11 protein-coding genes are annotated in these 14,030 nt (G+C 43.8%); 2 read left to right on the top strand and 9 right to left on the bottom strand.

Annotated features, from left to right (window positions below):
- Position 1 precedes the first annotated feature (1 nt).
- Positions 2-946: a hypothetical protein gene (locus tag LZT21_RS10180; RefSeq protein WP_233990665.1), complete on the top strand. Its 945-nt coding sequence runs from the start codon at positions 2-4 to the stop codon at positions 944-946.
- Here the strand turns inward: LZT21_RS10180 and LZT21_RS10185 are convergent.
- The 9 genes from LZT21_RS10185 to LZT21_RS10225 all read right to left on the bottom strand — a co-directional run bounded on the left by LZT21_RS10185 (position 933) and on the right by LZT21_RS10225 (position 12,924).
- Positions 933-2,393, bottom strand: coding sequence for a mechanosensitive ion channel family protein (locus LZT21_RS10185; RefSeq protein ID WP_233990667.1), 1,461 nt, complete (start codon positions 2,391-2,393; stop codon positions 933-935). The genes LZT21_RS10180 and LZT21_RS10185 overlap by 14 nt on opposite strands.
- A gap of 31 nt (positions 2,394-2,424) precedes the next feature.
- A complete protein-coding gene (locus LZT21_RS10190) occupies positions 2,425-3,549 on the bottom strand; it encodes an adenylate/guanylate cyclase domain-containing protein (protein WP_233935459.1) in 1,125 nt (374 codons plus the stop codon).
- Positions 3,549-4,403, bottom strand: coding sequence for a protein-glutamate O-methyltransferase CheR (locus LZT21_RS10195; RefSeq protein WP_233990669.1), 855 nt, complete (start codon positions 4,401-4,403; stop codon positions 3,549-3,551). The genes LZT21_RS10190 and LZT21_RS10195 overlap by 1 nt, the downstream gene beginning before the upstream one ends.
- The gene (locus tag LZT21_RS10200; protein ID WP_233990671.1) at positions 4,403-5,503 is read right to left on the bottom strand and encodes a chemotaxis response regulator protein-glutamate methylesterase; all 1,101 of its coding nucleotides are present in this window, start codon (positions 5,501-5,503) and stop codon (positions 4,403-4,405) included. Before LZT21_RS10200 ends, LZT21_RS10195 begins: the two co-directional genes overlap by 1 nt.
- Positions 5,504-5,564: 61 nt before the next feature.
- Positions 5,565-6,026, bottom strand: a complete 462-nt coding sequence (locus LZT21_RS10205; protein ID WP_233990673.1) for a chemotaxis protein CheW — start codon at positions 6,024-6,026, stop codon at positions 5,565-5,567.
- Complete coding sequence (locus LZT21_RS10210; RefSeq protein WP_233990675.1) at positions 6,023-8,326, bottom strand: chemotaxis protein CheW; 2,304 nt, start codon at positions 8,324-8,326, stop codon at positions 6,023-6,025. The genes LZT21_RS10205 and LZT21_RS10210 overlap by 4 nt, the downstream gene beginning before the upstream one ends.
- Positions 8,327-8,347: 21 nt before the next feature.
- The gene (locus LZT21_RS10215; protein WP_233990677.1) at positions 8,348-10,144 is read right to left on the bottom strand and encodes a methyl-accepting chemotaxis protein; all 1,797 of its coding nucleotides are present in this window, start codon (positions 10,142-10,144) and stop codon (positions 8,348-8,350) included.
- Positions 10,145-10,365: 221 nt separating this feature from the next.
- Positions 10,366-11,607, bottom strand: coding sequence for a cytochrome c (locus LZT21_RS10220; protein ID WP_233924892.1), 1,242 nt, complete (start codon positions 11,605-11,607; stop codon positions 10,366-10,368).
- A gap of 381 nt (positions 11,608-11,988) precedes the next feature.
- Positions 11,989-12,924 (bottom strand): 3-hydroxyacyl-CoA dehydrogenase family protein, encoded by a 936-nt coding sequence (locus tag LZT21_RS10225; RefSeq protein WP_233990679.1) that lies wholly within the window; start codon positions 12,922-12,924, stop codon positions 11,989-11,991.
- A 172-nt stretch (positions 12,925-13,096) separates the two neighbouring features.
- On the opposite strand from LZT21_RS10225, the gene LZT21_RS10230 reads away from it, so the two are divergent.
- Positions 13,097-14,026 carry an SMP-30/gluconolactonase/LRE family protein gene (locus LZT21_RS10230; protein ID WP_233924889.1) on the top strand — a complete coding sequence of 310 codons (930 nt, stop codon included), beginning with the start codon at positions 13,097-13,099 and terminating at the stop codon, positions 14,024-14,026.
- The last annotated feature ends 4 nt before the right edge of the window (positions 14,027-14,030 follow it).

Here is a 14,030-nt window from a genome sequence, read left to right on the forward strand (position 1 = left end):
AATGAATGATGATTTAGCTTGGTTGGCGCAATTTCAGGCGCAGCTAGAGGAAAATCCCACTTTGAGTCCAGCGCAAATTGCCGCAGACCTCGATTTGATTTTCACTAACCCAGCATTCGAACAGTTATCTTTTGTCGCATTGGTTAAACTCTTGATTGAATCGCCGGTCTGGCAAGGTTTTGATTATGAAAATAATCCCTACAAGGCACTTTGCCTGCAATTAAGTATGGAGATCGAGGCTTATAATCTCGGCTTACAAGCCGAACCAGCCTATCATTCTCGCAGCCATTTTAAGGATGTATGTTTAGGCATTACCTTGCTACTTGGACAACAAAATGTAGCCAATAACAATGGGCAAAGCATTCAGAGAAAGCCAGGTTTGGCAGGCATGATCGACGCTAGTAATCCTTGGTTTTTAGTAGCGGAGGAGCCTTGGATTTTGCTATTTAGTGCGATTGGTCATGACTTTGGTCACCCTGGCATGATGAATACGCAACCGTTTGAGATTGAAAAAAAGTCCATTGAAAAAATTAATTTCTGGTTACGAGCCCTGAATTTACCTAGCAATTTTATTGATGAATTCATGCCCAAGGTTGAAACCATTATTTTAGCAACCGACCCAATGTATTTAAATACCCTACTCAACATCATTCAGAGCACCAGCCCACCGCCGACTAAATTAAATTATCTGAGTATGTTGATGGTGGAAGCAGATTTATTGGCTAGCTCCTTACCGACACATGGGCTTGTACTAACCGAGGCGCTTGCTGCCGAATGGCAGCCCCATTACCCCGACAAAGCACAGATACTGATGGCCCCCGATGGTCGTCTCAAATTTTTACAGCACATTGATTTCTTGGGACCGCATGCTCAGCGCTTAGCCCTCAATGCCAGCCGCATGGAACTCATCGAGCAGTTACAAAAAAGTAAGCTTATTTCTTCTTAAGAAAGAAATGCAGAATTTTTGCAGTAATACTTTTTGATGCAGCGGCAATCGTATTGTCTTTACCGTCTTGAGTTGCAAAGGTTTCATTTTGCGCTTGACGTTGAGCCAAGACATCAGAAAATTGTTTCACTAATTCAGGGTTAGAGTCTAATAAAGGTGCAATATTTTCTTTAGATACTTCGAGCAGAATCACATTTGTTTTGGCAAATACATCAGCCGAGCGAACCGCACCAGTGAGCATGGACATCTCTCCCACAAAATCACCTGGCCAGAGGGTTGCCACGACTTTAAGTTCACCGGTTTTATCAGCGATTTTCACTTCCAGACAGCCTTCTGAAATAATATACATCCAATCTTCTTCAGCGCCCTTTTTAATAATTGGCTGACCTGCGTAGCAATACTTGGTTTTAATTACGTTAGAGAGGGCAGTAATTTCTTCATTATTGAGCAGTCTTAAGATACCTAATTCGTAAGAGTCTAAAAGGCGATTCTGGGTATCAGTAAAATTTTCAAGAGGGTGTTGGGCCTCCAGGCGATTGAGATTGACTCCAGCTGCCTTAAAGAAACGAATAAAGCTGAGCAAAATGATACTTTGCGCTTGATATGGAACTACCTCAGGCAAACACTCATATAGCACTAAATAGGAAATTGCCCCTTCTTGAATGCTAGCAAGTGAGCAGAAATGCCAAGGCCTGAATTCAGGATGTGTTTCGATAACGTGGGCCATTGCTAAATTCATAATCGCTAAAATGCGCTCGGGATTATTGCGTGCCGTGAGTTGATACTCAAAGCGGCGCCGTGACCAAACCCCTCCTTCTTGTTTGGATAAGTTAATGAAGGACATGCCTAAAAACTTTTGGTTATACATGCGCGTAGTGAGACCAAAAATATTTTTAAGGACTACCATGCGGTGATCAATTTCTTTCACCTGTAAATATTCTTTTGAACCATCATGGCTTACTTCAAGCCAATCATTGATTGAAACTAGGCGGTCTGCTTGGATCGTAATGCTGCTGACAACTTCAGCGATCAGATCTCTAAAGATATAAGCAATACCTACGCTGAGGGCCCCTAGAGTAGCTAATATGTGGTTGAAGGAATGGTCATAGAGCAAAACATAGGCAACCAAGCCTACTACCGAATAAACAAGAATGCTGCTCAGCTGAATAATAATTGCTGGCACATGCACTTTTTGCGAGAGGGTGTTGTAGCGGATAACACTAAAACGCATGATTTGATCGAGCGTAAAGGCAAGCAAGACAAATTGGAAAATAGCCAGACCATCAACTAGCAGATTCATCGAGCCTTTTTCAAGGTCGGTGGCATTCCAGCCCCAAGGACTATCGGCTAATTTATCTAGCCAAATCATCAGGCCAAAATTAAGGGCGATGACGATCCAAAGAATGGTCTTAGGAAGTAGAAAGACGCGAGAATTAGGTACGCTCATAATATTTTTTGAAGAGTATAGGGTTTAGTGCTTATATTCTACTTACTAAAAAGGAAGTGAGGATTGGGCCAAGCCCTTTGCACTCAATTAGCTCGCGCTCCTCTAAAATAAAGTGACCGGTCAAAGCTTCCGCAGTAGCTGGGGTTATTTGAACTCGACCGATAGCTGAGGTGGATTCCATCCGACTTGCGGTATTTACGGTATTACCCCAGAGATCATAAGAGAACTTGGTAAAGCCGATTACGCCTGCGACCACTGGACCTGAGTTGAGGCCAATACGCATTTGTAGATCACTGCCGTTTGCTTGATTAAACTCCGTTAAGTCCTGATACATTCCCAGTGCCATATCGGCGGCAATGATGGCATGATCAGAGCGCGGAATCGGCAAGCCACCTACGGCCATATAAGCATCGCCAATCGTTTTAATTTTCTCTAAACCCAATTCTTCTGCCCGTTTATCAAAGCGCGTAAATAAGTCATTCAATAATTTCACGAGATCAGCAGGTGATTTAGTGGAAGACATCTTGGTAAAGCCAACTAAGTCACTAAATAAAATAGTCACTTCTGGGTAAGAGCCAGATATATTTTTCTCGCCCTTTTTAAGGCGCTCAGCAATCGGCTTAGGCAAAATATTGAGCATGAGTTTTTCAGTTTTCATTTGCTCAATATTGAGTAATTCTTTTTCGTGCTGCAAAAGGGCAATGTGTTCCCGGTCTAAATCACGTAAACGTTTTTTTTCTAAGGAAGAAAAAACCCGCGCGCGTAATAAAACGGGATCGAATGGCTTTGGTAAATAATCTTCTGCACCAATCTGAATGCACTCCACCGTTTTTTCAAACTGCTCAGCACCAGACACCACAATGACGGGTAGATAACTGAGGGCTGGATCAGACTTGACGATATTTAATACGCCTAAGCCGTCTAATTCAGGCATTTCCATATCTAATAGCATGAGATCAAACGACTCAGCCCGCACTTTTTCTAGCGCTTCGTTACCATCGCCAGCTTCGGTAATATTGGTAATGCCAACATTATTCAGTTCCCGTATTAATAGGCGTCTGAGGGTACGACTGTCGTCAACCACCAATACTTTCATGAGCTTAGTTTGCTCCAGCACCTCGGGCGAAATATTCTTAAACATCAGATCGGCACTCATTAGCGTTGCATCTCCTTATGAAGGTCTTTGCAGTAATATGAAACACGATCTTCCTGCTGCACTTTGAAGGATTGATCATAGAGAATCGATTCCGATGAGCCAAGCAATAGGCAACCACCATCATCTGTTAGCTGAGAACGCAATTTCCGAAATACTTTTGCTTTCGTTTCAGCGTTAAAGTAAATCAGCACATTACGAATTAAGATTAAATCAAACTTGGGCATGACCGGCCAATCTTTGACGAGATTCAGGCTCTCAAAATGAATCATTTGCTTTAGTTCGCTACTAATCTCATATTGACCAGTCGGCAATTTTTTAAAGTGCCGCTTAATTTGCTCCTCGCTTAAACCCCGTTTGATTTCTGTTTCCGAATAGATGCCAGTGCGCGCTTGCGTTAAGGCCGGCTCTGAAATATCGGTAGCAATAAGTTGAATTTTCCAAAAATAGAGTTCAGGGAAATTTTCACGTAAAAGAATAGCCAAACTATAAGGCTCTTGGCCGGTAGAGGCCGCAGCACACCAAATTTCTAGGGTTTTTGTCTCGCGGCGTTTGGCAATCAGCGCAGGAATAATCGTGGTCCGTAATGTTTCAAAGGGATATTTATCTCGAAAAAACATAGTTTCATTTGTGGTCATTGCATGAAACGATTGATGATGCAAAATACCGAGAGGATTGACTAAGAGATGCTGAATTAAGGCATGATGATCTTTGAAGTTATGAGATCTGGCGATTACTGCTAAACGGGAGGCCACTAAATATTCTTTACTATGATCAAGAGCAATACCCAAATGCTCTTCTAGCATTTGGAAAAATAAATGAATATTATTTTGATGGATAGTGAGCGCTTGAGTCATTATTTTTTTTGCGTCCGAAAGATAATTTCGTTCGGAATATCACCTAATGGCAAAATCTTTTCAGCCAAATTGGCGTTGGCAATTGCGCCAGGCATACCCCAGATGACGCTCGTTTTTTCATCCTGCACTAACACGCTGCCATTGGCATTAACAATATCGACAGCACCTTTCAGTCCGTCGTAACCCATGCCCGTTAATACTAGGGCTAGTAGATGACTGCCATAGATTTTTGCTGCACTTCTAAACAGGACATCGACCGCGGGTCTGCAGGAATTTTCAGGTGGATCTTCATTGAGCATCATTACTACTTTGGCCCCTGACTTACGCAGCTCTAGGTGCCTACCGCCGGGAGCAATATACGCCTTACCCGGAAATGCTTCTTGCCCGTGCTGAGCCTCTTCAACTGGAATAACGCCAACACTAGTTAATCTTGAAGCTAGCAGCTCAGTAAATTTGGGTGGCATGTGTTGGACGATAAAAATAGGCACGCTTAAGGGCGCCTTCCAAGCCTCAAATATTTCCATTAAGGCGGCTGGTCCCCCAGTAGATACACCGATACAAAGGGCTTCAATGCGGCTGGCGGGAAGTCCGCTTGGTTTAGCAAAGATTTGTTGCTTCACTTCAGCAATGAGTTCTTTTGGCGGAATGATTTTGCTAGGCTTCACTGGCGTGGGCTTACATAACTCACGAATCTTGGGTATGAGCTCATCTTCTAGTACCCGCATGGCTTCATTCATATTGGTTTTATCGCTTGGCTTACCAACATAATCGCTCGCGCCATTGGTTAATGCGGTAATAGTGGCTTCACCGCCACGCTGGGTTAGCGAGCTAAACATAATAATCGGCAAATCGCGATCCAGTTTACGAATTTCTTTGAGCGCCGTTAAACCATCCATTTTTGGCATCTCAACATCGAGGGTAATTAAATCCGGCTTAATGCGCCCAATCATTTCAATGGCCTCAAGACCATCCTCAGCAGTACCAACTACCTCAATATCAGCATGGCGTAATAGGGTCGTCATGATGATACGTCTCATCACAGCTGAGTCATCAACGATCAGCACGCGAATTTTATCTTTAGGGGAAATAATATGTTTCATGGAAATGGAATTAAAACGGAATCATTAGGAAGCGGCCTTAAACTGCATTTATCTAAGGTTTTTAAACGCTTAATAGTGCTGGCTTCCCTGAAAAGGCAATACCCTTAATGAGTTGTTTGGGATCTAAAATTAACAGTAATTTTTCTGGTAATTTATGCACCCCTAAGACCAGCTCTCGCGACATTTTAGGAAAATTATTGGGTGGTGGCTCGAAGGTATCTTGTTCTAAGGGAATAATTTCTCCCACGTTATCTACCAACAAGGCAATTAACATGCCTTCACATTGCAAAATAATACTAATCGTTTCTTGCTGATGCGAGGTATTTTCGAGCCCTAAGCGCTCATACATATCAATTGCAGGCACGAGTTGGCCACGCAAATTCATAATGCCGCGAACCGTTTTAGGACTCTTTGGCACGCGCGTTACGTCTAAGTTTTTATTTAGTTCAAGAACATCAGTAGCAGTGATACCAAAATACAAGCCACCTAAATAGAAGGTAGCAAAATCAGTGGTTGAGCTCATCGCAATACATCCATATCAATGACTTCTGGGTAGGTCTTTTGGTGTTCTTGCAAATTACGCATCATTAAGATTTCTTGTAGATCGATGACATTAATCACCTTATCACCCATTAGTACGCAGCCCGCCAAGCCGCGCTGAGGTGGATTCGCTTTCTGTAATTTTTTAGGCACATGAATAATGTCGTGAACTTGACTAACTACTAAGCCAATAGGCATTTGATTAAAGTAATGCACAATCACTGATAACGGTTGGGTAGTTGAGTCAACTGCAGGTTGGGCGCCTTCAATATACTCATTCATACGAATTAAATGCATGATGTGGTTACCATATTGCACTACCTCGCGACTACCATTGCGCTGCACCCGACTGAGCGCAAAATTCTCTAAGCGCTCGACATTATCAAGGGGAATGGCAATGCGTTCTAGACCAGCTAATTCAAACAATAACATCGCGACTTCTTCTTCGCGCACTTGATCGAAGACGGTGTCAGGGTTGAGTGGGCGTGCTTGAATTTTCGCAACTAAGCCAGAATGAATGGCCATGCCATCGACATCCAAAATCAAGGCTACTCGGCCATCGCCCAAAATAGTCGCGCCAGCAAAATCAGGAATCCCCTTTAAGAGGGCGCCAAGCGGCTTAACTACTACTTCTTGCATGTTAAGTACTTCATCAACTACGAGACCAAAAGAGATGCCCGAGGATTGCAAGATTGCCACATTAATCGCTTTTGCGCTATCGGGTACATGTGCACTCAATTTTAGTTGTTGATTTAAAAATAATAGCGGCACGAGTTTGCCGCGTAAGCGAAAGACTGGGGTGCCATAAAAATCTTCCAAGCCAGTTGAATTAGTAGGATCAATGCGCACCATTTCGGAAATGCTATTTTGCGGAATTGCATAGCGCTCGCTTTCGCAGCGCACGAATAGCGCTGGCATGATCGCTAAAGTGAGCGGAATTTTTAAACGAATATTGGTGCCTTTGCCGCGATGGCTATCAATTTCAATTGAGCCGCCAATGGCCGAAATATTATTTTTCACCACATCCATGCCAACACCACGGCCGGAGAGGTTGGTGACGACTTGATTGGTAGAGAAGCCAGGCAGAAAAATGAATTCTAGTAACTGCATATCACTCAGTTTTTTAGCGTCCTCAAAACTCACTAATTTCTTATCAACCGCTTTTTGGCGTACCGCGTCAAATTTAATACCACCGCCGTCATCAGCAATTTCGATTACTACCATGCCATTCTCATGAATCGCTCGGAGTAATACCTTGCCATTCTCAGGTTTGCCTTTAGCTAAGCGCTCAGCAGGGAGTTCAATACCATGGTCAACGCTATTACGAATAATATGAATAAGCGGGTCACGAATCCCATCAAGTAAGGTGCGATCGAGCTCGGTTTCAGCACCTTCTTGAATGAGGGTGACTTTTTTATGGCAATCATTAGCGATATCACGGACTAAGCGGGGAAATTTTGCCCAAACCTGTGAGATAGGCTGCATGCGCGTTTTCATCATGCGCTCTTGCAGCTCTAAGGTGAGTAAGTCAATTGACCTGACGGTATTCGAAAAATTGTGATCACCAAATTCGGCGGTAAAAGGTAGTAAACGGTTGCGCGCCAGTACCATTTCGCTGACTAAATTCATTAACTTGTCGAGCAACTCTAAGTTGACTTTTACTGGGGCCGCTACTTCAGTAGTGCGTACATTACCAGTTGGCGCTGCAGCATCTACCACCATTTCATTATCAGTTGCAACTAGGCTATCGCCCATTAAGGTTTCATCTGTAGCCTCTATATCTTCTGATTCAATTGCATCAAGGACTAAGTCATCGGTAGTAACGCCCGTGTCAACCGCGGGTGTGGAGGTTTCAGATGAGGGCATTGCATTGCGATTAGCGGTACTGCTAACAGCGCCACCACTCGCAAGACTAAGCAAGTCGGCGATCAGGATGGCATCGTCACCGGCTGGTTCTGTATTGGCGACTTCAATACCACTAATAATTTCCCGCAAAGCATCAAGCGCCATGAGTAGAGCGCTGGTTTTTTGGGTATCGAGTGCCAAGTGCCCATCCCGAATTTTCCCTAACAGGCTTTCTCCTGCGTGCGAAACTTTTTCTAGGCGCTTAAAAGCAAAAAATCCGCTACTTCCTTTCAGCGTATGCATGGCGCGGAAGATATTACCAACGAGTTTTTTATCGTCGGGTGTTTCTTCAAGCTGGACAAAATCTAAATCGAGTTGGTCAAGTATTTCTCTTGCCTCGATAATAAATTCCGCCAAAATGTCGTCGTTATTGTCCATGGATAACGCTTAGCTTGCCTATTAAACTTTAAATTTCATTACAAGACTTTGCAATTCCCCAGCAATTTGCGCTAACTGTGAAGCGGCTTGCTGCGAATTTGCCGCACCTTCAGAGGTACTTTGCGCAGTCGTCGCAACACTATTAATATTAGAAGCAATATCTGCGCTACTTGTGGCAGCTTCTGAGACGCTACGACCCATTTCGCCTGTGGTTGCAGCTTGCTCTTCAACTGCGCTGGCAATTAAGCCGGAAATATCATTAATCTTATTAATAATGGCGGAAATTTCTTCAATCGACACTAAAGCGCCTTGAGTATCAGATTGAATCGCCGTTATGTTGCCGCCAATTTCTTCAGTGGCCTTAGCAGTTTGACGCGCTAACTCTTTAACTTCATTCGCTACCACTGCGAACCCTTTACCTAACTCGCCAGCACGGGCTGCTTCAATCGTCGCATTTAAGGCTAAGAGATTCGTTTGTTCGGCAATACTTGAAATGACTTTTAAGACGTTACCAATTTCCAAACTACTCGTACTTAATTTAGCCATGGTGGCATTGGTTTTTTGGGCTAACTCAACCGCCTTGTGGGCAACGGTTGACGCTTCCACCGTGTTAATCGAGATTTCACGAATGCTGGCGCTCATTTCTTCGACACCTGCTGCAACTGTTTGCGTATTAGCGCTAACTTGGACTGCTGAGTTTGAGACCACTTTAGCTTGAGCCGATGTTTCTTCAGCATTTGAGCTCATTTGCATACTCACGGCAGATAACTCTTCCGAGGAGCTAGCGACCGAAGTAGCGTTACGCATAATGGCGATAAAAGCTTGGCGTGAAGTATCGATTAAGCGGTTAACCTGTTCACTAATATCTTTAAAGAAGCCTTCCTTACCAGCCATCGGAACCTGGGCGGTAAAGTCACCACCTGCCGCAGCTGAAATGATTGAGCCAATTTGTTCGGTAGTTTCTTTGGCGCGAATATTGTTTTCGCGTTCAGCTTGTTGTAACTGATCGGCTTTCTGTAAGCCTACTTGTAGTACACCAACGGCTTTAGCCATTTCACCAATTTCATTGGGGTAGTCGGTGTTTTCAATTTTATTATTCAGTTTGCCTTCAGCCAAATCGAGCACTGAGGTTTGTAGACTGCTTAAGGGCTTATTAATCGATTGACTGACTAAATAAATAATAACAAGCGAAAGTAAGATGCTCAAACCAAGTAAAACGGCGAGAGTCATTTCGGCTGTATTGCCTTGCTCCATCGCACCTTTAAAATTTTCCTCAGCACCCTTCGTTTTTAGTTCGGAAACTTCCCTAACTGAGGCAGCTACGGTGGCGACTGTGTCCTGATATTGCTTGGAGTTAATTACCTTATAAGCCGATAAAGCAGGGTCTTTACCCTGTGCTGCAGCTAAGACAGAGTCAACTCCCGCATAAAAATTCATGATATTGGGCTTAACTAAATCTATTTTTTCTCTTAGGGCAGGGCGAATAATGGTTGCCTTGGCCTTTTCATAACTGCCTAGCAAGTCTACTTTTGTTTTTTCAATGTACTCTTGCGATTTTTTTGCGCCTTCAAGATCGCCAGCATTCATTGCCAGAGCGTAACGATTGGTTGCACGACCAATGCCATTCACATCACGATTAATTTGCCTTAAAACTGAAATACCAATTAAATCTTTTTCGTAGATATTTTGAGAGGTATGCACTAGGTTGGATATTGACCAAAAGGCAGTCGCACTAATGACTACCATGAGTATGAGCACGATAGTAAAACCGATGATCAGTTTGGTGCGGAGGGCTAGTTTTTCAAAGTTCTTCAGCATGATGAACAGTCCAAATAATTAAAAAGAGTAAAAGAGATCACGAAAGCGGGCTAAATCAAGGGGGTCAAAACTAAAAAAGTCATCATTTTGCCAATCAATCGACTTTTCATAATATAGTAGTTTAAGGGCAAAATAATTCGGTTTTCCCCAGTACTACCCTAGGCCTTGCCCTGACTTGGGGCACCTTGACCCAGGAAAGTATTGCGTCGCAATAGTACTACTTAATTACCCAAATTTTTTCGCACTTTCGCTACCAGCTCGGGGGTAGCATTGGCGGGGGCAGTATTTCCCCAGCTGGTACGTACATAATTTGCAATTTCGGCTATTTCTCGATCGTTTAAGCGGGCTTTAAATGCGGGCATGGCAATGTAATTGGCTCGTGGATGAATGCCCCCTAGAACGACCTTAAAGATATTCGCAGGGTCTGGAGCTTTCACAACAGGGTTGCCAGTAAGGGGTGGAATGACTCCAGCAACACCAACCCCTTTTGAGAGGTGACAGCCACTACAGTTGTCGAGATAGAGTTTGGCGCCGATGATTTTGGTCGGATCTGGCCCAGCCCTACCGGCGTAAAGAGAGGAATTGGGTGGCAGGGATTTCAAGTACTCTGCCATGGCATTTAAATCGGCTTCGGTCATGTATTGCATGCTGTTATGCACTACCTCTCCCATGGGGCCTAACACTGCTGTTTTGCCTTTGTAAGAGCCTGTTTTTAAATATTTAGCAATATCTTCAGCTGTCCAAGAGCCAAGCCCGGTAGTAATATTGGAGGTTAGGTTGAGGGCAAACCAGCCATCAATTACTGCGCCGGTATACGCTTTTTTCTTCTCGATACCACCAGCAATATCCCGTGGCGAATGGCAATCACTACAGTGGCCAAAGCCCTCAACTAGATAGGCACCGCGATTCCATGAGGCAGATTTACTGGGGTTAGCTTGATATGTGCCCTCTTTAAAAAAGAGTTCCCGCCAACCAATCATCGACAGCCGAATATTGAAGGGGAAATCAAGGTGATTTACCTCCACTTGATTACTCACAGCTGGCACAGTGCGTAAATAAGCATAAATTGCATCAATATCTTCGCGCGTGGCCTTGGTATAAAAATCGTAAGGCATGGTGGGATAAAGATCTTGATGCTTTTTATTGATGCCATCATGCAGCGCACGATAAAAATCATTCGCCGACCAAGAGCCAATGCCCGTTTGTATATCTGGGGTGATATTGGGCGAAAGCATATATCCAAAAGGGGTGTCGAGGCGAAGTCCACCAGCAAATGGCTTGCCGCCGGGAGCTTGGTGGCAAGAAATACAATCACCAGCGCGGGCGAGGTACTCGCCTTTTTGTAGTTGAGTTTGCGGCGCAGCTATCGGGGCGGTGGCCTTTTGTGCATATACAGGCGCGATACTCAGTGCCACCATGACCATGACAAGCGCCTGCTCAAAGCCATGTTTGCGAGCCTTCAAAAAATTGCTTTTGGTCAACCTTAGTAAGGCGAAACTGGAAGTAATACCGAGCATAGGTTGTTGGTTTAGCAATTGATTGTGCCAATCATAAAAAGGATATAAGGATTAAAAACATTATGCCTAAGCTGTATAAATATTCAAAATGGGCTAGCTTTTAGGGGTTTTCCACTAGAGGTAGTTTGTTAGCTCACTTTTGATTTAAGATTATTGAGGCCCTCAATTAATCCCATATTGAAAGATCGGTATGAAAGAAAGTTATCCGCAGTACGTTAAAAATAGATCGGCTAAAATTTATTTGGTAGGAATCATTATCTTTTCTATCGCAATTCTAACGATTGTATTTTTAGGTAGCTTGCACTTTTCTTAAGTGTGCAATCACCATTACTGCATATTCAAAATCTCAAAAGCTGCTTTTAAGCGTTTGGAATAGAGCGCGGTAGTTGCTTTAATTTCTTCTGGTGTCCAACTACGATAGCCAGCCCCCGCCTTCATCCCTGTTTTACCTTCTGCCATTAATTGCGCCAAGCTCGGGGGAATGGTTTGACTATTCGAAAGGGAGGGATAGATTTCTTTTGCGGCGTTGGCCATCCCATCCCAACCAGAAATTTCTTTTTGAGTCATGGGCCCAATCGCCGCATAGCGAAAACCAAAGCTATAACGTACTGCATCGTCAATATCAGCTGGAGTGGCAATACCTGCGTCCACCAGGGCTAAAGCTTCACGCATCAGCGCATGTTGTATACGGTTAGCTAAAAAACCAGGGATATCGCGTTTCACTAAGACCGGTTTTTTATGAATTTGCCGATAGAGTTCACAAACTTGTTCCGCAATCGCAAGAGTCGATTTTTCTCCAAGTACAACCTCGACTAAAGGCACAATTTCTGCGGGCATAAAGTAATGCGCTCCAAGCATGCGGTTGGCAGTAGTTAAATTCTGGGCAATTTTTGAAATTGGAAAGCCTGAGCTATTGCTGCCAATAGGAATATGTGGGGGAACACGCTGATCTAGCGACTGGAAAATCGCTTGCTTGAGTGCTAGATCTTCGGCAACAGTTTCAATGACCCAAATACAATCTTGCCAATCAGCCCAAGTATCGAGATCGCCACCCCGTTGTTGCGCCAATAGTGTGCTTGGGCTTTGCTCACGAATAGCAGATTGGGTGGAAATAGTTTGCGCTAAGGCCACCGCTTTTTGCAGACACTGCGATACCTTAGCTTGATTGCGACCCAAGATTAAAACTGGGTATTGCTCCGCAATAAAGCCAGCAGCAATCCCTGCGGCCATGGTGCCGCTACCAATTACTGCAATATATGTCATGGGGTATTGTCCGAGATGGGTTGGAACTCAATTTTAAGTCGAAGTCGAGCTAATTCGCAATAAATTAGCATAACTGCGAAGGACTGAAAATGTCTGCGGCTACCTGAGCTTGTCCGCGCATAATTATGTTTAAATAGGCTACTTCACTTGCACCATTTAAGGAAAATTTGTAATGTCAATGTACAACCCGTTTCAGCCAGTAGAAAAGATTAAAGCTGAAGTTTTTATGTCGATGCCAGCCAAGTTTAAAAAAAAATCTCGTACGGGTTGGTCAGACCCGAATCGTCAAAATGCCGAAGTCGAGTGTTTTTTAGAGGGGCCTTCTTTTGATCGTGAAGGTAATTTATGGTTTGTTGACATTCCCTTTGGGCGGATTTTCCGCATTACGCCTAAAGGAGATTGGGAGTTAGTTACCCAATACGATGGCTGGCCGAATGGCTTGAAGTTTCATCAAGATGGCCGTGCGTTTATTTGTGATTACAAAGCAGGCTTATTGGCTTTAGATCCGAAAACTGGCAAGTTAGAAACCATTTTAGGTTCGATGTACAGCGAAAATTTTAAAGGGTTAAATGATTTACATTTTGCCTCGAATGGCGATTTATATTTTACTGATCAAGGGCAAACCGGCATTGCCGATCCTACTGGGCGCGTTTTTCGTTTGCGCGCAAATGGGCAGCTTGATCGCTTAGCCTTAAATGTACCGAGCCCGAATGGGATCACTTTAAATACGCAAGAAAAACATGTTTTTGTTGCGGCAACTCGCTCTCAGCAAATTTGGCGCTTACCCTTGATGGCTGATGGCTCGGTCTCGAAAACCGGGGTAGCGATTCAGTTAACAGGTGGGGTTGCTGGGCCTGATGGCATTGAAATGGATGCGGAGAATGGCCTATTGGTATGTCATCTCGGTATTGGAGTATGGCGCTTCGATAGCAATATGTTGCCTACCCATTTAATTTATTCTGAAAATCCCCATCATCATCATTTAGCCAATTTATGTTTTGGCGGTGATGGCAAAGATGTTTACATTACTGAATCACTATCTGGCGATATTTTAAAAGCCCGCCTACCTGTAGCCGGTAAAAAAATGTTTGGTCTTACTTAGTTTT

Origin of the sequence: Polynucleobacter sp. IMCC 30228 (assembly GCF_021395205.1) — a bacterium.
Taxonomy (GTDB): domain Bacteria; phylum Pseudomonadota; class Gammaproteobacteria; order Burkholderiales; family Burkholderiaceae; genus Polynucleobacter.